This is a genomic window from Halomonas faecis (assembly GCF_010993975.1).
Classification (GTDB): Bacteria; Pseudomonadota; Gammaproteobacteria; order Pseudomonadales; family Halomonadaceae; genus Halomonas; species Halomonas faecis.
On sequence record NZ_JAACZO010000007.1, the window covers coordinates 25,152 to 44,179 of the forward strand.

The 19,028-nt window shown below is 61.5% G+C and carries 19 protein-coding genes; all 19 read left to right on the forward strand.

Annotation, left to right across the window (positions count from 1 at the left end; genetic code table 11):
• Positions 1–13: 13 nt before the first annotated feature.
• The 19 genes from GFD32_RS04200 to GFD32_RS04290 all read left to right on the forward strand — a co-directional run bounded on the left by GFD32_RS04200 (position 14) and on the right by GFD32_RS04290 (position 18,974).
• Positions 14–319 (forward strand): hypothetical protein, encoded by a 306-nt coding sequence (locus tag GFD32_RS04200; RefSeq protein WP_163575315.1) that lies wholly within the window; start codon positions 14–16, stop codon positions 317–319.
• Positions 319–924: a thioredoxin domain-containing protein gene (locus tag GFD32_RS04205; protein WP_163575316.1), complete on the forward strand. Its 606-nt coding sequence runs from the start codon at positions 319–321 to the stop codon at positions 922–924. Before GFD32_RS04200 ends, GFD32_RS04205 begins: the two co-directional genes overlap by 1 nt.
• A complete protein-coding gene (locus tag GFD32_RS04210; protein WP_163575317.1) occupies positions 924–1,562 on the forward strand; it encodes an OmpA family protein in 639 nt (212 codons plus the stop codon). The genes GFD32_RS04205 and GFD32_RS04210 overlap by 1 nt, the downstream gene beginning before the upstream one ends.
• On the forward strand, positions 1,559–2,353 hold the full coding sequence (locus GFD32_RS04215) for a hypothetical protein (RefSeq protein WP_163575318.1): 795 nt from the start codon (positions 1,559–1,561) through the stop codon (positions 2,351–2,353). The genes GFD32_RS04210 and GFD32_RS04215 overlap by 4 nt, the downstream gene beginning before the upstream one ends.
• 10 nt (positions 2,354–2,363) lie before the next feature.
• Complete coding sequence (locus tag GFD32_RS04220) at positions 2,364–2,777, forward strand: lytic transglycosylase domain-containing protein (RefSeq protein WP_163575319.1); 414 nt, start codon at positions 2,364–2,366, stop codon at positions 2,775–2,777.
• A complete protein-coding gene (locus GFD32_RS04225) occupies positions 2,774–3,136 on the forward strand; it encodes a TrbC/VirB2 family protein (protein ID WP_163575320.1) in 363 nt (120 codons plus the stop codon). Before GFD32_RS04220 ends, GFD32_RS04225 begins: the two co-directional genes overlap by 4 nt.
• 13 nt (positions 3,137–3,149) lie before the next feature.
• Positions 3,150–3,443, forward strand: coding sequence for a type IV conjugative transfer system protein TraL (gene traL, locus GFD32_RS04230; protein ID WP_163575321.1), 294 nt, complete (start codon positions 3,150–3,152; stop codon positions 3,441–3,443).
• Positions 3,443–4,000, forward strand: a complete 558-nt coding sequence (locus tag GFD32_RS04235; RefSeq protein WP_163575322.1) for a TraE/TraK family type IV conjugative transfer system protein — start codon at positions 3,443–3,445, stop codon at positions 3,998–4,000. The genes traL and GFD32_RS04235 overlap by 1 nt, the downstream gene beginning before the upstream one ends.
• Positions 3,997–4,689, forward strand: a complete 693-nt coding sequence (locus GFD32_RS04240) for a TraK domain-containing protein (RefSeq protein ID WP_163575323.1) — start codon at positions 3,997–3,999, stop codon at positions 4,687–4,689. Before GFD32_RS04235 ends, GFD32_RS04240 begins: the two co-directional genes overlap by 4 nt.
• Positions 4,682–6,163 carry a TraB/VirB10 family protein gene (locus GFD32_RS04245; protein ID WP_163575324.1) on the forward strand — a complete coding sequence of 494 codons (1,482 nt, stop codon included), beginning with the start codon at positions 4,682–4,684 and terminating at the stop codon, positions 6,161–6,163. The genes GFD32_RS04240 and GFD32_RS04245 overlap by 8 nt, the downstream gene beginning before the upstream one ends.
• 5 nt (positions 6,164–6,168) lie before the next feature.
• Complete coding sequence (locus GFD32_RS04250) at positions 6,169–6,666, forward strand: TraV family lipoprotein (RefSeq protein WP_163575325.1); 498 nt, start codon at positions 6,169–6,171, stop codon at positions 6,664–6,666.
• A 1-nt stretch (position 6,667) separates the two neighbouring features.
• Positions 6,668–9,280: a TraG/VirB4 family ATPase gene (locus GFD32_RS04255; RefSeq protein ID WP_163575326.1), complete on the forward strand. Its 2,613-nt coding sequence runs from the start codon at positions 6,668–6,670 to the stop codon at positions 9,278–9,280.
• 2 nt (positions 9,281–9,282) lie between these two features.
• Positions 9,283–10,065 carry a M48 family metallopeptidase gene (locus GFD32_RS04260; protein WP_163575327.1) on the forward strand — a complete coding sequence of 261 codons (783 nt, stop codon included), beginning with the start codon at positions 9,283–9,285 and terminating at the stop codon, positions 10,063–10,065.
• Entirely contained in the window at positions 10,062–12,146 is a 2,085-nt protein-coding gene (locus tag GFD32_RS04265) for a hypothetical protein (RefSeq protein ID WP_163575328.1), read from the forward strand. The genes GFD32_RS04260 and GFD32_RS04265 overlap by 4 nt, the downstream gene beginning before the upstream one ends.
• A 446-nt stretch (positions 12,147–12,592) precedes the next feature.
• Positions 12,593–12,877: a hypothetical protein gene (locus GFD32_RS04270; RefSeq protein WP_163575329.1), complete on the forward strand. Its 285-nt coding sequence runs from the start codon at positions 12,593–12,595 to the stop codon at positions 12,875–12,877.
• 376 nt (positions 12,878–13,253) lie between these two features.
• The gene (locus GFD32_RS04275) at positions 13,254–13,613 is read left to right on the forward strand and encodes a hypothetical protein (protein ID WP_163575330.1); all 360 of its coding nucleotides are present in this window, start codon (positions 13,254–13,256) and stop codon (positions 13,611–13,613) included.
• Entirely contained in the window at positions 13,606–14,016 is a 411-nt protein-coding gene (locus tag GFD32_RS04280) for a DUF6573 family protein (RefSeq protein WP_163575331.1), read from the forward strand. The genes GFD32_RS04275 and GFD32_RS04280 overlap by 8 nt, the downstream gene beginning before the upstream one ends.
• Before the next feature lie 369 nt (positions 14,017–14,385).
• Entirely contained in the window at positions 14,386–16,296 is a 1,911-nt protein-coding gene (locus tag GFD32_RS04285) for a site-specific DNA-methyltransferase (protein WP_163575332.1), read from the forward strand.
• Complete coding sequence (locus GFD32_RS04290) at positions 16,293–18,974, forward strand: DEAD/DEAH box helicase (protein ID WP_163575333.1); 2,682 nt, start codon at positions 16,293–16,295, stop codon at positions 18,972–18,974. Before GFD32_RS04285 ends, GFD32_RS04290 begins: the two co-directional genes overlap by 4 nt.
• Positions 18,975–19,028: the final 54 nt, after the last annotated feature.

Consider the following 19,028-nt stretch of genomic DNA (forward strand, 5'->3'; position numbering starts at 1 on the left):
GGAGGCGGAATCAATGTTTGCGATGCGTGGTAGCACGCTGATCGGCGTGGCGATGTTGGTCTGGGTCGTCTGGATCGTCCTGGCGACAAACTCCCAGGAACGAATTGAGCGCGGCTGCCAGCCGGTGTTGTGGGCAGGCAATGTCGTAACCTCGCTGACTCAGCTGACAGTTTCCCAGTATCAGGACTCTGTTCACGAGTTCTTCCTGTCCACGGACTATGCCTGTCGCTTTACCCTGTGGCGCCTGCTGCACGAGGAGAGCTGGCAGGAGTACCAGCGCGAAGTCGAAGGTGACGCGCTGGATGAGGAGGGCCGCTAATGCCTGCTCTCCGCATCATCACCGCTTTCCGCCGCACCCTGACGGCGATGGTCATCACCGCTGGCCTGAGTGCCGGAGCCGCGACCGCCAATGATCAGCCCATTGCATTGGTCGAGTTCGCCAGCTTCGACTGCCAGTTCTGCCAGCAGATGGGGCAGCATCATCACAGCATCGAGGCCGCGGTAGACAGCGCCGGGCTCGACTATCGCTATGTCCCCCTTCCCTCTCACACCCGCCTCGCAGAAGCGTGGCGTGAACGTGCCTATTACGCCTCCCGGACCATCCCGGGCATTGCCGATGAGGCAAGGCGTGCCTTCCTCGCCGCTGGCGCCACCAACGTGCCGCTCAACGAGCTGGACGCCGTGCTGGCGCACCTGGAGCTGCACCTGCCTCAGGTCCGCTGGAACGACTTTGCTGAGGACCACATCGACGCACCGGGCTCCCTGGAGGCCCTGGAGCGTGGCGTCGAGCTGGCGCGGCGAGCCGGACTGCGCTCCTTCCCGTCCTTTGCCGTGGTGTCGCGTTCTGGCGTGGAGCTGCTGAGCCTGCCGGCGGACGTGGACGCGAAGGCGCAGGCGGTCATCGACTATCTGGAGACTCTTTGATGCCGATCCGTAACCCTGCGCTGGCTGTGGCGATCTCGGCCGTTCTGGCGGGTTGTGTCGCGACACCCCCTGAACCGGAGCGCCGCACCGAGCTGCCCGAGGCCTACAACACCCTCACCAGTCGCTATGTCTACGTGCCCCCCTACACCCAGCAGGGCACCTACGCGACCCACACGTACAACTGGTACTACGGCGCCGGCAAGGGACTGACCCGGTATGCCGCGGGCGGCCGGGTCTATGACGAGCGCTACTGGCAAGAGCGGTATGCCTCGCTGCCGCAGTCGCACCGGGACGCCATGGACTCGTTGCCGCTGGCACGCTTCAACTTCGAGTTCGACTCCATCGCCCTGACGCCGGACTCCCAGCGCCAGCTCGCGTCCTTCCTGGAAGGGGAATCCCTGAGCGGCAGCGTCCTGGTGGTCGGGTACACCGACCATATCGGCCCCGAGAGTTACAACGTCCCCCTTTCCCAGCGCCGTGCCGACGCGATCGCCCAGCGCCTGCGCCAGGCGTGGCCGAACGTGCGCTTCCTGACGGAAGGCAATGGCACCTACCCCAAGCTCGTCAACGACACGACCGATGCAGCGCGAGCGGCCAACCGCCGCGTCGAGATTTTTCACCTGGAGGCTGACCAATGAACGTCTTTATCGCCCATGCGCAGATTCTGAGGAAGGAACCCCCGAAAGAGCGCGGACGCTCTGGCTTGATGGTGCTGAAGGTGGGGAAGAGCAAGAAGACCACCGAGGCGCTGATCCAGTCGGTGAACCAGATCATCGTGCGCATCCCCGGCCATCTCTCCGACCGGGCCGCGAAGCTCGAGGTGAACTCCTACATCGAAATCTTCGGCCATGTCGGCGGCATCGTGCGCCGCTCTCACCTCAGCGGCGAGCAGCACCTCGGCGCGGAGCTGGTGGCCAACAACATCCAGGCCGCCGCCCCGGTCCTCGAGGGCAATGTCGAGAAGCACCTCTTCAACCGCTTCATCGCCATCGGCCTGCTGCGCGGCGTGAAGTCGCCCGAGAAGGAGGGGCCGCCGAGCACGGCCTACCTGCAAATCGGCCCGGATCGTCCCGACCTCGGCCGCTCGTTCCAGCACACCGGCGTCATTGGCCTGGCTGCTTACGGCCGTGTCGTGGATCGCCTCGCCGAGTACGAGGCGGGCATGCCGCTGCATGTGGAAGGCCGCGTGACCGGTCTGCTGCGCAAGATCCCCAAGCCAGGGGCAGAGGGCGGGTTCGAGGAGAGCCTGGAGGTGGGGCTCGTCATGGATCGTGTGAGCCCGACCGCCATGGTGGCTGAGCGCATGTTGACGCCCTTCCAGCCGCCCAAGCCGGCCGCGGAACAAGCGCCCGCGGTGCCCGATACCGAGCAGGCGAGCGAGGAGGCCAAGGCGCCGCCCGCTACCGCTACCACTGAGCAGCAGAACTAGGAGGTGGTCAGTGTTCGCCCTACCTGATTGTGCCATCGAGATCGCGGACTACTACCAAGTGCCCATCGAGATCGTCGCCGCCGTGCGCCAGCAGGAGAGCGGCAGCCGGGGACAGGCGGTAGGCCGCGTGGGGCCGAACAGCAATGGCACCTATGACCTGGGGGCCATGCAGATCAACACATGGTGGCTCGACCAGCAGACCAACCGGAATTACCTCCAGCAGTGGGGGATCACCGAGCAGGAGCTGCTGGAAAACGAGTGTACGAACATCGCCGTGGGCACGTGGATTCTCTACGAGAACATCACGCGCTTTGGCGACTGGGAAGCGGCCTTGGCCGCCTATAACGCTGGCAACCCGACACTGCCTGTTGGGCAGCGCTACGCAACGCAAGTCCTCTCAATACTAGGAGATCAGTACCAATGAAAACGTCCATCGATATGCGTGAGTCTGCGGCCAAGCCGGGCAAGCTCGCTACCTTCCGCCAGAAGCTCGTGACCAAGAAGGACCAGCTGACCAACCAGGGACTCTTCCTGATGGCCATGCTCATGGTGTCCTCGCCGGTGATGGCCGATGAGTTCCAGGACTTTGCCGACAAGGTGAAAGACCTGGCTCACGGCCCGTTCGGTATCGGTATCTCGATCCTGGCCCTGATCATGGGCTGCCTGTTCGGCCTGGCGCGTCAGTCCGCGGCACCGGCCTTCCTCGGCCTGGGCATTGCCGGCGCCTTCGCGGTGGGGCCTTACATGATCGAGATGATTTTCAGCTGGTTCGCCGACATCTAAGAGGAGACGGGTCATGTCCAACGAGTCCTACCGAATCCCCCAGGACATCGATGCACCGATCCCGATCTTCGCCTGGGAGATCACTGAGGTGGTCGTGGCAATCATGGTGCTTGGGGTGGCCATCATCATGCGCCTGTTCGTGCCAGGCATCGTCGTGGCCATCTTCCTGATGATGATGGCCAAGAAAATGCGGGCGGGGCAGAAGCGTGGCCAGGTTCAGCATGTGCTGTGGCGCATGGGGCTCCGGCTTGACCCGTTACTTGCCAAGTTTGGGCCTCGCCCGATGCGATTGGAGTACATGCGCTGATGAAATATCTCAACGCATTGCGGAATCAGTGGATCGCTGCGAGGGGCTGGATGTTCTGCACCCTGCTCCTCGCAGGGATGCTGTTCTACATGATGACGAGCTATGTCCAGCTGGCCGGCAACATGCCGACCCGGCTGGTCCCGTATGACCTCCATGTGTTGGAAGGCCCGGTGGAAGTGGGTGCCCGCGCCAGCCACACCGATGGGGAGTACCTGAGCCAGATCGCCATCGCGGATGCCCAGCTGCACAGCAGCTGGACCCCGGCGAACGTGGCCAGCCAGTACGGTCGCTTCCAGAACCGGATGACCCCTGCCCTCTACGCGAGGGCAGGCACCGACCTTCAAGCCCGTGTACCCGACCTCGAGGGCTCTGAGCGTTCTCAGGCGCTGTTCGTGGAGCGTTCTGAGGCCTTGGAGGACACGGTTCGCGTCTATGGCCGCCTGCGCGTGTGGCATGGCAGTGACCTCGTGGAAGACGATCCGATCGTCTATCGCCTTCGCTACAGCTTCAGCAATGGCATCCCGTACCTGGCTGCCTTCTCTGTGGAGGAACAATGAACAAGCCCAAGATGCTGCGGCTGGTAGCGGTGGTGGCCCTGGCGGTTGCCCCCTTTGCTGGCGCCAGCGATGAAGTCCAGACGGTGGAAATGTCCACTGATGCCTACAACCGGCTCGTGTTCCCTGAGCCCTACTCGCAGATCGTCATCCCCCCGGAGGCCGAGCTGCGGGATAACCCCGTGCCCACCGATGGCAAGCGGGGTCTGTTGATGCGTCCGGCCGACGAGGCCGACCCGTTCTCCGTGTTCGTCCAGCTGCGCAGCGGCGAGGCCTTCACGGTGAGAGTGCAGCCCAAGAGCGGCATTGATGCCCAGGTGTTCCGCTACCGGAATGCCCCGGATCTCTCCCGGGAACCGGAGCAGGAGCGCCGGCCCCAGGATCGCTGGATTGCCGACACCATCCTGTCGGCGTTCCAGGGTGAGCGCCCGAGCGGCTTTGAGCCGGCTGGCGCCCCGCCCAGTGCGCGGCTGACGATGCCCAATGGTGGCACCCTGCGCCTGACAGCGGAGGCCCAGTACCGCGGCTCTGGCCATGTGGTGAATGTCTATCGCCTGTCCTCGGATGTGGCGGTGGAGGTAGAGCCCCGAGATTTCTACCGGCAAGGCGTGGTGGCCATCTCCCTGGAGGGGGATACCGTGAGTGAAGGCGACCGCCCCCGGATGATCGTGGTGGAGGTGGATCGTGGCTGAAGAGCAGGAAAAACCCACGGGCGCCCAGGCCTCGGCCGAGGGCAAGACCAGCAAGGTCAAGCCGAAGTCCAAGATCAAGACCCAGCGCCTGCTGGAGAAAGCCCAGACCCGGAAATGGCTGCTCTATGGTGGCGCGGCGTGTCTGGTGATCTGGCTGGTCGCCAGCAAGGCAGTCAGCGAGCGCACCCGCCCCAACACGGCGCCGCCGCCCCCTGAGTTCATCGACACCTCGCCTGATACTTCCCGCGGCGAGGAGATCACCATCGCCCGGCTCCAGCGCCAGCTCCAGGACGCCAATGAGGCGATGGCCGAGCAGCGTGAGCGCCAGCAGGAGCGTGATGAGGCCTTCATGCGGCAGCTCGAGGAGCTGCAATCCAACATGCGCGAAGACCGCGAGCAGATGCGCACCACGATCAGTTCCCTCGAGAATCGCCTGTCCGAAGCGCGTGGCGAGGGTGCTGGCGCCTCAGGCGTCAGCTTTGGCACCGGTGGCCCCAGTCGTGACCGCAATGGCGCCAGCGACCCGGCAGACTACCTGCGCCCGCCTCGGGCCGAGGACCGTGGTGTGGTCCCGCCCCCGCCCCTGGCCAGGGATGATTCTCCAGCGCGTGGCTCATTGCCGCCGCGCCAGCAGTCAACCTCCGGGGGTAGCAGCACCATCCCGCCCCAGGTGCCCTATATCCAGGAGCCTGAGCAGCCGCGTGACCCGATCGTGCTGACCGGTTCTGGTGGGGAGAGCAACGCCCGCATCCTGCGCAACGAGGATGCCTCAAGCGATGACGATGGCGAGCAGGAAGGCCCGCCCAAGGCCGGGTTCTTGCCGATGGGCTCGTTCTCCGACATCGCCATGCTGACCGGTGCTGACTTCGGTGCGGCCGAGCGTACCCGCAACAACCCCCAGCCGGTGCTGTTCCGCATCCAGAACGATGCATTCCTGCCGGGGAGTGCCCGCTACCGCCTCTCCGACTGTTTCGGCATGGGCGGCGGATATGGCGACCTCTCCAGCGAGCGGGCGCATATCAACGTCACCCGCATCAGCTGTGTGGACACTCAGACCGGCATGATGCTCGAGGCTTCCATAAACGGCTACATCGTGGACTCGGATGGTCGCCTGGGCCTGCGTGGCAACGTCGAGCGGCGCTCTGGTGCCCTGCTGGGCAAGGCCATGCTCGCCGGCTTTGCCGAAGGCGCCAGCAGCCTGGCGTCCGTAGCCGCCCAGGGCACCCAGCAGACCGTGACCGGCAGCGGTGTCGTCACCTCCGTCGACCCCTCGCGTGTGGGCGAAGTAGGCCTGTACGGCGGCGCCGGCCGCGCCATGGAGATCCTGGCCGAGCAGTACATCGCCGAGGCCGAGTCCATGTTCCCCGTGATTGAGATCCCCTCTGGTCGCCGCGGCACCTTCGTAGTCCAGGAAGGCCAGCGCCTCGAATGGGAAGCCTATGAGCTGGCGGAAGCCATGCCGACTCAGGAGTAACCACGATGACTTTGAAGCAATTTTCTCCGCTGGCGGTCCTCTTGCTGCTGAGTGGCTGCGCAACCGTCCAGCACGAATGCCAGCTGGGCGAGGAGTGTGTCGGCACCACCGATGTGTATCAGGCGGCGGTGGCCAACCAGGGCAATTCCGAGAGTGTGATGGCCGGTGCTGCGATGCGTGTCGCCGGCGCGCAAGAGGAGATCGTTGAGCAGTGGCGTCCCTATGACGGGGGAGGCCTGACCGACCAGCCGGTGTATCGGCCGGGCAAGCCGGTGCGGATCTGGGTCGCGCCCTGGCGCGGCTCAGACGGCATCCTGCGTTCGGGGGAGTACCTGTACGTGACCCTGCCGGATGCCTGGAGCTATGGCGAGCTGCGAGCCGATGGGATCGGCGCCGGCATGATTGGCCCCTCGTTCGGCAGCCAGGAAGTGCGCCCGGCCCCGCAGTATCAGCCCAACTCGAATCGCGTCCAGCCGCGCATGCGCATGATCCCGGAGGAATGACATGAAGATCACTGCGATGACGCGGATGCGCCACCAGCTGCGCCGGATGATCCAGCAGGGGGCGCCGGACTATGGCGACAAGGCCCTCCCGGTCCAGGCGGCCGAGGCGCTGGTGGAGCGCGAGAATCCCCGCGACCTCCTGCCCTACCTGGACTTCGAGGACGGCTATTGCGTCCGTGACGATGGCCAGCGCCCGCAGATTGGCTTCGGGCTCCAGTTCTCACCGCTGATGGTCGCGGGCAAGGACATCGAGGAACAGATTGAGGCGCTGATTACCCGGGCGCCAGCCGATACCGTGATCCAATTCGTGGCGCATAGCTCGCCTGCGATCGAGGATCGGGTGGCCACCTGGGAGGCCCGCCGGCTGCGCTATTGCAAAGACCCCATGCTCCAGGAGCTGGTGCAGCGGCGCAGCAAGCACATGCTCGATGCGGCACAGAACAACGTGAGCCTGCTGCCCAATGAGCGCCTGTATCCGCGGGAGGTGCATTACTTCGCCTTCTTCACGATGACCTTTGATGGTGACCCGGAGCACCCGGGGGAGATCCGTTCCTGGCGCCACATGTGCGACGAGTTCCGCCAGTCCGTGCTGGGGGCCTTCAGCTCCATGGGCCTGGGGCCGGCGCTGATCAATGAGCACGGCGCGAGGAAGATTCTGCGCCGGGTGGCCAACCCTCAGATGATCCCGGGTGAGCTGGATAGCCTGGAGACCGGAGAAGGTGCGTTCGCCGACAGCGTGTTCGACAAGCGCACTCGGCTGCGGGTGAAGTCCACGGGCTCTGTGGAGTTCAGCGACGACCAGCGCAGCGTGGAGGTGGTGCCCCTCACGGTCGACTCATACCCCGACTTCCTGCGGCTCTACATGACCGGCGACTTGCTCGGCGAGCTGAAATCGGCGTCCGATCGCATCGCCCCGGCCTACTGGATGCACACCACGATCCATAAGCCGTCGACTGAGAAGGCGCGGAACGACATCACCATGCGCATGGGCATGATCTCCAAGCAGTGCATGAGCGATTCGGAGTGGTACAAGGGGATGATGCCGCACCTGTTCACGCGGCGGAACGACACCCAGCGCCTGCTCAACGACACTCGCTCGAAATACTGCCCGGTGCGGATGTGGACGGGGATCAACATCGTCACCGAATCGGAGCGAGCGGCCTCGGATGCGGACTATGTGGCCTCGCTGTGGCGGAAGGCCGGGTTCCGGGCCTCGCGTGAGCGCTACATCTCCCTGCCAATCTGGATGGCCTCGCTGCCCTGGGGCTACAACCCGCGCATGGACAAGCCGACTGCGGGCCTGCAGCGGGCGCAGATGGTCTCGAGCCTCAACGCCTCGTGTACGGCAATCTGCCAGGGCGACTGGGGCGGCAACGGTCCGGTGGTGCGCAAAGACCCCGAGGGCAATCCTTACCTCTACGCCAATGGCCTGCTGCTGATCTCGCGCCGTGGCCAGCTGGCCTGCATCGACATCTTCGACTCGGCGACCAGCTACAACTTCTCAGTGATCGCTACCTCGGGCGCCGGTAAGTCGTTCCTGGCCAACGAGTTCGTGACCGATATGCGCTGTCGTGATGGCGTGGTGCGCATCATCGACGTGGGCGGCTCCTACAAGGAGCTGTGTGAGCTGCTGGGCGGTCAGGAACTGCGATTCGACCCCAACTACCCGGTAAGCCTCAACCCCTTCTGGGGGATCAAGGGCCGGCAGCGTTTCGAGGACGATGACGGCGGCAGTGAGATTGCCGAGATGATCCCGGTGCTCAAGGACGCTATCTCGCAGATGGCCTTCCCCCTCGGGGAGCCGGACAACTACGAGTACCAGCTGATCGAGAAGGCCATCCTCGAGAGTCACCATGACCACGGTGAGGTGCTGGAGACCCGACATGTCTATGAGTGGCTGCAGAAGCGCTCTGACGTGGACCCGGTGGCCAAGAACATCGCCCTGCAGCTCGAGCCCTATGCCGTGGGCCGCCACGCCTCCTGGTTCAACGGGGAGCCTCAGCTGGATCTCTCCAACGAGTTCACCATCCTCGAGCTAGAGGAGCTGAACGTCGACCGAGAGCTGCGCAATGTCGTCATGACGCTGCTGATGGCCCGGACCACCCGCGACATGTACCTGCGCCCGCGCAACATCCCGAAGATGATGCTGATCGATGAGGCCTGGGATCTGCTGGCCGACCCCAAGAGCGGCAAGTTCATCGAGACCGCATTCCGCCGGATCAGGAAATACTACGGCTCGGCCGGCTTCATCACCCAGGGCTTCAAGGACACCGACCTGTCGCCGGCTGCTCAGGCGGCCTTCGACAACGCCCCATGGACCTTCGTGCTCAAGCAGTCTGGCCCGTCGCTCGACTACGCCGAGAAGCACGGCAAGCTGGGCGGCCAAGACGAGTTCCTGTTCGATATGCTCCGTGGGGTGAAGCCCGGTGCCGGCTACTCGGAGGTCTTCGTCAAGCACGAAAGCGGCGGTGGCCTCTTCCGCTTCGTGGTCGATAAATACTCCTACTTCCTGTACTCGACCAACCCGAAGGATCAGGCCCGTCTGATCAAGCTCACCGAGGCGGGGCACAGCACACAGGAAGCCATCCGCATGCTGGCGGAAGGCAAGGGGTAGGCGTGCTGGCGCTGATGTCCGCCCTGGCGGCCTGTGTCGCCGGGGCGCTGGGCTACACCATCATGGTCGTGGTGCCGGCGGTGGTCTTCATCGGGCTCCCCCTGCAGCTGACGGCGCCGCCCGGCGACCTCTCCATGGTGAACCTCGTCGCGCAGGCCGCGTTTCTGGTCGGGGGCGGCATGGCCATTCTCTCCTGGTTAGGGATGCGGCTGGCGCCTGCCAGCCTACGGATGAGCCGTCTCTTTCCGGGCGCACGCGAGATTGGCCGTCGCGTCTGGGTCTACGAATCCCCTGCCCTTCAGGCCTATGCCCTGCCCAGCCCCACGGGCGGCGTTGTGCTGCTGACCCGGGCGGCCCTGAACCTGCCAGAGGACGAGCTGCGTTGGCTGGTGGCCCATGAGCGCTCACACCTGCGCCGCGGGGACGCCTCGGCCAATCTGTGGTGGTGGACCCAGCACAGCATCCTGCGGCTCGCGCTGGGGCTGGCGCGGGTGCTCTACACCCTGCTGCGTCCCATCCCGGTGGTGAATTGGCTGTGCCGGCTGTACTACCGCCTGGCGGTGGTGGGCTTACGGCTGGCGCTCTGGCTCTTCAAGGCGGTCGATCGCCACCTCGGCCGCATGATGGAGTACCGGGCCGATCGTGATGCCGCGAGGGCTACCTCGCCTGCAGCCGGTTGCCGGCTGCTAAGTCGTCTCCCGGGAGGCCTGGAGCCCCACTGGGGCCTGTTTGCTACTCACCCGCCGACCTATCGGCGGATTCAGCGTCTGGAGCGCATGACATGAGCTTGATGGGCTATCGCTCTACTCTCCTGGGGTCAGTCATCGCTCTCACCCTGTTCTACGGTGGGGGCTCAGTGATCGCGTTCTATGCCCTGGGGCCGGATACCCTGCAGGCTTGGCTGGAGGCTCGCGGCCTGTGGTCACCCGATGAGGATGGGAAAATCACGCCGCTCAATGCGGCCGGTGTGGCAACGGGGGTGGTGCTGGCGCGTGCCGATTCTGTGTGGCCATGGTTGCTGGGGGGCATGGTGCTGGGGACAGCCATTGTGATGTTGCTGGTGGCCGTTGGCCTGTTCCGGCGAAAGGTCCGGGAGGTATCCCGCGGAGAGTACCGGGGGATGTCGCTGACCATCACGACGATCCCTGAGCCGGACGCCGTGTGCAGTAAGCCGGTGACCGCGGAGCTGGCCGGCGAGGTGCCCGAGCACCACCTACCCCTCATTGAGCAGCTGTTGGGCTACCTGCAGGCACACCCGGATGCGTTCTGCGGCGATGGCCACAGCACGACGCTCCTGGAACACCACCTTGGCGTGATTGATCAAGCCTTTGAGTACGAGGGCGCCGACCTCCTCCTCCCCCTGGCCGCTGCCGCCCATGATATCGGCAAGACAGTTTCGCATGCGAAACAAAATGGCCAGTGGGTCATGAAGGAGTACCACGACAAAGCCGGCGGCCGGCTCCTGCCGAAGTTCTCGGCGTGGTGGGATCTTCCAGAGGTGGAACGGTCGGTTCTGTTGCTCGCCGTGAAATACGAGCACTCGCCAAACCTCATGCCCAAGACCTTCCCGGGGCTCGAAAGCGATGATGTGCGGCGGGCTGCCAAGCTGCTGCAACAGCTCAGGGAGATCGATGGCCTGGCCACCAAAGGAGAGAAGTCCAAGGTGCTGGAGAATATCGATGTCGAGGAGCTGGCCATCGAGACCTTCCTGCGCGTCATTCCCCAGGTGCCCTATCAGGTGAGGGGGTTGGCCAAGGGCATCAAGGCAGCTGGATTTCGGGTTGGGGATCGACTGTACCTGTCCGAGCACCATGTCCGGGAAGCCGCCCTTGCCAAGGTGGATGATGATGTGGCCGCCGCCCTGGGTGGCGATTACCGCGCCCGAGGGGAGGCGGGCCAGTTCACCCAAGTGCTGCTGAAGGCGCTGGAAAAGCGGGGGTGGCTGGTGACGGAGCTGGAGGGCAAGCCATCGGAGGAAGCCGAGGCCACCAGCTGGTCACTGCCGGCTGATCGCGCTCTCTGGCGGGTGCAGTCTGGGATCATCGAGTTCAGGGGCATGATGGCCGTGGAGTTGCCGGAGGAACACCACGGCCTGTACCCCCAGCCGACCGCCTATGAGGTGACGGTTCTAGGCCCTCAGGGACGCAAGAAGGGCAAGGCAGGGGTGACCCCTACCCAGGACAGTGGAAAGCGGGTGGATCGCACCAGCGCCGGCCCTGGCATCCTGGCGGCCGAGGTCTGTGAGATCAGTCTGTTCTCAGCGGCGCCAGCTGCCGCCGACACCGGTGGGGATGTTGCAGAGGCGCCAGCAGATGACACGCCCCCTTGGCTCCTCGACGGCGACCCCAGCACAGGTGGGGATGCTGCAGAGGCCTCGCCGCCGGCTACGGCCGAGATAGGTGGGGATGTTGCAGAGGAGCCCGCCCAGGCCGCCGCCGACACCGGTGGGGATGTTGCAGAGGCGCCAGCCGATGACACGGCCTGGCTGCTCGAGGACGGCCCCGGCTCGACCGGTGGGAAAGTTGCAGAGGCCACGCCGCCGGCTACGGCCAAGATAGGTGGGGATGTTGCAGAGGAGCCCGCCCCGGCCGCCTCCGGCACCGGTGGGGATGTTGCAGAGGCGCCAGCCGATGACACGGCCTGGCTGCTCGAGGACGGCCCCGGCTCGACCGGTGGGAATGTTGCAGAGGAGCAGGTGGAATCTCTCCCTGGAGAGGGGGGTGGTCAGGCTTCAGCCCCAGCCGAGGAGAAGATGTCCCCGATCCAGCGGAGGCTGGAGAAGCGGCGCAAGGGGGCGAGCAAGAAGCCTCGGAAGTCACAAGCACCGAAAGCCCAGGTAAGCGGCACGCCCAAGCTGTTCAGCTGACCGGAATCAAGCGTCTATGGCGGCCCTATCTCTCTTCGAGACCTGCAATCCAGCAGGAATGAGGAGAGACAAATGGATCATCATGAGGACGTTCTGATTGTGCGCGATGGAGCCAACCTGACCGGCTACTGGAAGGCACTGGAGACGCAACCTGGAGCAGCTGTAGATCCTGAGACGTATGGGCTCGAGGTTCGCTCTACGGTTGTGAGGTTCCATCGACAGGATTGGCCGCATGCTGCATCGGCTCGGCTATCCATCGATGGAAAGCGACGTACCTATCCTGTTCGCCATGGCGTTCATGGTCTGGTCGTCCGCCCGGAACGCTGATTGACCGCCGCCTCCCCAGCGCTGCTGAGGGAGGCTTTTTGATGGTTCAGGGCTTAGCGTCAGCCGCTCCCCTATCTCCTCATGAGACCTGCAATAGAGCAGGAATGAGGAGAAAAATCATGAAGATGAGAGAAAGGTTTTACCGATGGGTCGCCACTGTGCGACGAAGAATACAGGATGGCCAGCCCTTGCTGGGGCCGGACAGCCTGGACGCACTGACAGACGATGTGCGCAAGCTCGGTATTGGCGCCATGGGTGCTGGTATACTGGGTTTATTCGCCCCGAGCGATAAAGTTTCGCTTGGAGCATCCGTTGCCATGTTTATCCTGGGTGCTATCATTTGGGTAAATGGTATTGCGCTCAAAGCACGAATCGAGCGTAACAGTGCAGAGATAAAGGATTGATATTATGAGCCCTTTTGGATGGATAGTTGCATTATTTGCGATCTTTATGGCTGGCGTGAGTTTTTTCACGTTCGTTCAAATTGAGCGCAACAAGCACCATCATAATGGCAGCAAGTAGCTGAATCCTCGCGATTGTCACTCTCGCAAGGACGAGATCGATTGATCTTTTATTCAACAAGCTCCCCTCCGGGGAGCTTTTCTCGTTCTGGGCAACCGGTTCCTGCGCTGTCCAGGAGGCACCACCCCGCCCAGTTTTGTTCCGCATGCGAAACATCCCCTCGGCACAGTCCCGCTCCCAGGGTCACTGCCTCCCCTATCTCCTCTTGAGACCTGCACCTGCAGGAATGTGAGAAACCCAAGAGAGAGAGAAGCCATCATGGAAACGATCGGTGATCGTCTGGAAACCGTCATCTACACCCGCCAATCTGGCAACCACGGTGAGTACCTGGGCACGGAGCCCGGTGTGTTCGGCGTGGCCAAAGTAGATGGCCAAACCTTCAAGGTGCGGAGTGGTGTCGATCTCGACGCTGCCTGGTGCTGGGAGGTAGAGCATGTGGCCAGTGGATTCGCGCAGCGCTGCCTCAAGCGCTGGGATCTCGGCCTCGCTGCTGAGCGCCTTGCCCGCCTGGTACGGGATGAGGGGCTGTGGGAGCTGGGTCAGGCCTGGTCTGTCACGGATGTGCCGATGGAGGCCTTCCTGGCAGCTCGTGCAGGGGAGGTGCGCACTCATGTTTGATGCGACCGACCTGATCCATGCCTACAGCCGCGCTGATGCCCTTGCGGATGGCCAGTTAATTGATGTCAGTGAGCAAGCCGCAACGGTCCATGGCGGTGTTACTGGCTTCAAAGTGCCTGTGGCAATGACGATAGGCGCATGGCATGCGCTGGTTGCTTGGGATGCTGACGCCAAGCCTCACGGTGCTCAGTTGAGCGAAGAGCAGCGCCTGAAGGATGCGCTGCTGGTTGCGCTTGAATCTGCAGCACGTGATTACGGCTCGAGCTACGTGGAGTTCATCGTAGACGTTCTTGAGCCCGCGGAGTCCGGCCTTGTGGTCGAACCCAAGCATGTGGTGATGACTATTGGCCCTGGTGACAACCATGAGCCGGTCATCACGATCATGCTCCCCGGAGAGGACTGACGCTCACGCGCTCTACCCCTCTCATTCCTCAACCCCTGCCAGCCTGGCTGCAGGGGTTTTTTCATGGCGCCATGGGGGCGTTTGTTCCGCATGCGAAACAAGCACGGGGTCACTGCTTCCTCTTGATACCTGGGCTCGCAGGAATGTCAGGCGCTCTCTCCTCAAGTCCTATGTAGGCCTATCAGCTCTGGGTAGGTGCCAGCAAAAAGCCGCGTGAACCCTCGCTCGAGGAGCAGTCAGCCCGTTCCGTATGGACACGGGTCTGCCGAGAGTGCTGGGTTTCTGCGACAATGCGAGCAACACTTTTTCACCGTGATTGCCCGGCGAGAGCAGAGCAGCGCGGCGAAGGCATACGATAAGGGAGCGACCATGAGCAAGCAGACCACATCCGATCTTCTGGCGCGGCTGGAAACGCTTACGCCCCAGGAGATGAAGCGCTATCTGGTCCAAGAGCTTACCCGCAAGAAATTAGGACTTGTGTGGGAGGCTGACCTTATCGAACGTGATGCTGCTCTTAACGAGAACATGGTTTTCCCTGAGTTAGTGGCAGACCAGTCCTTGCTAGATGACGCTGGCGCCAGCGGCAATTTCATCATCGAGGGAGACAATTTCGACTCTCTGCGCATGCTCAAGGCCACCCATGCAGGCAAGATACGGGTGATCCTGATTGACCCTCCATACAACACCGGCAATAAGGATTGGGTCTATAACGACAGCTACATGAAAAAGGACGACCGCTGGAAGCACTCAACCTGGCTTGAGTTCATGTACCAGCGCATGGTTTTGGCGCGTGACCTACTAACTCCTGATGGGGTGATCATGATCTGCATTAACGACGATAACAGGTCACGTCTTGAGTTGATGATGGATGAGGTGATGCCGGGAAGGAGGGTTGGCAGTTTTGTGTGGAAGACTCGCTCCGGTTCTAATGATGAGACAGGCGCTCGACTATCTAACGACCACGAACATGTTTTGGTTTACGCAAATCAGTCTTTTGCCTTCTCTGGTGAGTATAAGGACTTATCACAGTACAAAAACCCTGATGACGATCCTCGTGGCCCTTGGAAGACTGGAGATTTAACTAAATCGCATACCTATCTTGAGCGGAGGAATGGATATTATCCGATCCAGAATCCCGCAACAGGCGTCTGGTATCCATGTAACCCAAGCCGTGTTTGGGCTTTTGCATCAGAGAATATAGTTAAAGATACGTCAAAGCTCCGAGCTAAAACAATGGAGCAGTATATTCGCGAGGAAAAGGTTATTTTTCCCGACCCTGCTTCAGAGAGAGTAGAAGTGTGGGATACCAAGGAAGAGCTCCTTGACGCAATCAAGCGAAATGACGTTCCTATACGCCCCAAGACAAAAACGCCACTTCTTACCGAAAGCCTCCCTGATCTTGATTTCTGGGTAGGAAAGCCAGTTGGATTTGGGAGGCCCTGGTTCAAGAGACACGTAATCGATCTGCAAAGTGAAGTGCGCCCATTGTCCAGCTGGATACGAGGGGCAAGTGAGGTTGAGGCTCTGGATGAGTTTACTATTGGCTTGGTTTCCCAGCGTAGCGGGACTGGTGAGCATTCAGTGAACGAAGTTATGGGCTTCAATGCGTTCCCATTCCCGAAGCCTATCTCTCTGATTAAGAACCTTCTTACCCAGACAGCTCGACCTGGAGATACGGTTCTGGACTTTTTCGCTGGTTCTGGAACCACGGGCCATGCCGTGCTGGCACTGAATGCGGAGGATGGCGGAAATCGAAAGTTCATTTTGTGTTCGAGCACCGAGGCAACGCCGAAGGAGCCGGCCAAAAATCTGTGCCGCGATGTGTGCGCCGAGCGCATTCGCCGCGTTATCAACGGGTATGGCAAAACCGAGGGCCTGGGAGGCGATTTTGCCTATCTGACGCTGACGTTGTTGGAGGAGGCCGATCTTCTGTTTGATGCTACTCCCGAACATGCCTACGCCATCCTTTGCATTCGGGAGACTGGCAGAATCCGACAGCCAGACATGAGTCAGCCGGCATGGCCAGTGGTGATCGATGAACATGCCGCCATTGTGGTATGCCCAGCATTGACTGATGATTCGATTGCATCCTTATCTGATCTTGGAGCCAGTCGCTTGGTTGTCTACACTGATCGGCCCGAGCGGCTACAGGAGGTGTGTGATACTTCCGGCATCGAAGTTGCAGCGTATTCACTGGAAGATGCATTGCGTTGGGGTCAAATGGCACGTCAGAGAGATATTGCAACCACCTCGCCCCTGGATGCGGAGGTGGCCCAATGACCTCCATGCTGCTCGATGTCAGCACACCACAAGGATTTACCCTTGTTCCTGAGGTGTTTCAGCAAGGGCTTATCGAAGGGATGACAGCCAAGCTGTTACAGACACAACCACCGCCTTGTTTACTGAGGGCTCCCACCGGTTCCGGTAAAACATTCATGCTGACCAAGGTTCTGGGAAATGTCAGTAATGAGCAAAGCGTCGTATGGCTCTGGTTCGTGCCCTTTGTCAATTTGGTCAACCAAACACTGGATGCAGTGATTTCCAATGCTGGCGACCTGTCGCCTGTGCTTTTTAGCAATGGCCTCAACCAAGATCCTGCCGCTGGGCAAGTGCTCATCTCGACCACCCAGGGAGTGTCACGTGCGGCCTGGCGCAAGTTGAATTATCACGCCAACGGCGGCGAACAAGAGCGTACTGCCGCCGAGTTTGTGGCATTGGCACGGGCGAACAATCTACAGCTGGGTGTGGTGGTGGATGAAGCCCATATTGCGCTCGACCACGCAACGGAGTTTGGGAAGTTCGTGGCATGGCTTAATCCGCAATATTTGATGTTGGCCACTGCGACTCCAAAGAGCGACAGAATTACACAGTTCCTGGCTAGTGCCCAGATGAGTAGCTTTGAGTCGTTCAATGTCAGCCGGGAAGATGTGGTAAAGGCACGTTTGAACAAGGCGTACATAGAGGCTGTTGTCTACGATCTTCGCGAATCCACGGCGACCGTCGCTGACCTCAAGCGAACCGTGTTACGTCAGGCGTGGCTTCGCAATAAGGCGATCAAGCTGGCGCTTTCCAACGCGGGTATTCCGCTGTCGCCACTATTGCTGGTGCAAGTGGAAAATGGCCCCGACGCCATCGATCAGGCGGAGCGCGATCTAATTGAGTTGTGCAAGATTCCGCCCCAGGCCATAGGCAAACACTCGGCGGATAAGCCAGACCCGCAACTGATGGATGCCATCGCCAACGACACCACCAAGGAAGTGCTCATTTTTAAACAGTCGGCGGGCACCGGCTTCGATGCGCCTCGTGCGTTTGTGCTGGCATCCACCAAAACGGTCAACGATAGTGACTTTGCGATGCAGTTCATTGGTCGAGTGATGCGCGTATCCAGGCAAGTCCGCGCCAGCTACACCCATTACAAGGACATACCTGCAGAACTCAACACCGCTTACGTTTACCTGGCCAACGCCGCTGCGCAACAAGGATTCCAGCAAGCGGTGCAGTTGACCGATGCCGTGCAGACCCAGCTGGAAGGCCAAGTCGAAAAAATGAGCGTGCGGACTACCCGGTCTGGCGCCACGACCTATACCAACCAGCCGACAAGCCAGCCGCCGCTGACTCCGCGACTGCCACTACCGCAGGGGACGGTGCGCCAGCCACAAGATCAAGAGAGTGATGTCAACCGGCCTGGCCCAGAGCCGACGGGGGGTGAAACATCATCCCTGTTCCTTGATGGCGAGCTGGATGAGCTTGATGAGCTGGCGCCTATCGAGCAGAAGGAAGCTCGACCTCGCCCGGAGAGTGCAGCGTCACGTGACGAGTGGGAAGGGACCATGAAAGCACGTGGGATAACGCTCTACCCTTTGCGCCAGGACATGCAGAGCGTACCGAATGCTCTGAAACGGGAGCGCCGGCCTGATGCCCTGGACATGGAAGCCATTGTTCGGCGTATAGCGATACGCCTTGTGCTGCAAGAGAGCCACCAGCGCAATGCGTTGCTGGCCGTCCGAGGGAAGTTGCAGGAAACCGAGCGGCGTACCGAACTGACCCGTCGCACAGTGGTTGATGGCAAAGTGAGCATCATCATCGACCGCAATCGGATTGCCGCCGAAGCCAATGCCGCCATGAAGCGGCTACCGCAGTTTGAGGAGGCGGATCGCCGTATTCTCATCGAGCTTATGGCAAGCCGGATCACCCCGAGACTCAGCGAGGCTTTGGAAGACGCGGACAGCATGGTGGAGGACAAGGAATTGCGGCGAATGGCGCGAACGGCTGCCTGTTGGCTAATCCGCGCCCATATCACTCAGATCGAGGAGGCGTTGCACGAGGAAATCGCTTCTCAAGCAGACACGCTAGACGCTGCACCATTGCCAGACATGATGCTGTTTCCAACAGCCGTTGCTTTGCCACCCTCAAGCAAGAATCTCTACGGAATATTACCCCCAACAAAAGATGATCTGCTGGGGTTGGAGCAGTCCACACTGCTGGAAGATCGCGAATTACTGCAAGACAAACAGTGGCGCATGGGGGAGAGCGGTGCAATGGTGCGCACTGGACGCTTTGACAGCACGTTTGCTCTCAACCCCGATGAGCTGCGTTTCGCCCAGGCCCTGGACCGAGCCAGCTTCGTGGCATGGTGGTTTCGTAATCCAGATAAGAAACCCTATTCCGTTCGCCTGGTGCGGGGCGAACATCGCAACTTCTTCTATCCCGACTTTGTAGTGTGCCTTTCTCACGTCGATGGTGCCGATCCAATTCAACGATTGGTCGAAACCAAGCACGACCTCAAGGACGCCAGTCGAAAAGCCCGTCATACGCCGGAGCACTACGGCAAAGTGCTGTTTCTAACACGCGATGGCGGGCGTTACTGCATCGTGACGGAGGAGGGGAGCGTGGGTGAGCCATTAGACCTGGATGATTTAGAAGCACTGCGGGAGGCATTGCAGCGGACTGCACCTTAAAAAGTGAAGCTGCGAGACCTGATCTTTGCGCTGAGTGAGGCAGTGGGGGTGTTT

Coding starts and splice junctions, on each gene's coding strand:
- GFD32_RS04200 (WP_163575315.1), top strand. CDS start 14: ATGTTTGCGATGCGTGGTAGCACGCTGATCGGCGTGGCGATGTTGGTC.
- GFD32_RS04205 (WP_163575316.1), top strand. CDS start 319: ATGCCTGCTCTCCGCATCATCACCGCTTTCCGCCGCACCCTGACGGCG.
- GFD32_RS04210 (WP_163575317.1), top strand. CDS start 924: ATGCCGATCCGTAACCCTGCGCTGGCTGTGGCGATCTCGGCCGTTCTG.
- GFD32_RS04215 (WP_163575318.1), top strand. CDS start 1,559: ATGAACGTCTTTATCGCCCATGCGCAGATTCTGAGGAAGGAACCCCCG.
- GFD32_RS04225 (WP_163575320.1), top strand. CDS start 2,774: ATGAAAACGTCCATCGATATGCGTGAGTCTGCGGCCAAGCCGGGCAAG.
- traL (WP_163575321.1), top strand. CDS start 3,150: ATGTCCAACGAGTCCTACCGAATCCCCCAGGACATCGATGCACCGATC.
- GFD32_RS04235 (WP_163575322.1), top strand. CDS start 3,443: ATGAAATATCTCAACGCATTGCGGAATCAGTGGATCGCTGCGAGGGGC.
- GFD32_RS04240 (WP_163575323.1), top strand. CDS start 3,997: ATGAACAAGCCCAAGATGCTGCGGCTGGTAGCGGTGGTGGCCCTGGCG.
- GFD32_RS04250 (WP_163575325.1), top strand. CDS start 6,169: ATGACTTTGAAGCAATTTTCTCCGCTGGCGGTCCTCTTGCTGCTGAGT.
- GFD32_RS04255 (WP_163575326.1), top strand. CDS start 6,668: ATGAAGATCACTGCGATGACGCGGATGCGCCACCAGCTGCGCCGGATG.
- GFD32_RS04265 (WP_163575328.1), top strand. CDS start 10,062: ATGAGCTTGATGGGCTATCGCTCTACTCTCCTGGGGTCAGTCATCGCT.
- GFD32_RS04270 (WP_163575329.1), top strand. CDS start 12,593: ATGAAGATGAGAGAAAGGTTTTACCGATGGGTCGCCACTGTGCGACGA.
- GFD32_RS04275 (WP_163575330.1), top strand. CDS start 13,254: ATGGAAACGATCGGTGATCGTCTGGAAACCGTCATCTACACCCGCCAA.
- GFD32_RS04280 (WP_163575331.1), top strand. CDS start 13,606: ATGTTTGATGCGACCGACCTGATCCATGCCTACAGCCGCGCTGATGCC.
- GFD32_RS04285 (WP_163575332.1), top strand. CDS start 14,386: ATGAGCAAGCAGACCACATCCGATCTTCTGGCGCGGCTGGAAACGCTT.
- GFD32_RS04290 (WP_163575333.1), top strand. CDS start 16,293: ATGACCTCCATGCTGCTCGATGTCAGCACACCACAAGGATTTACCCTT.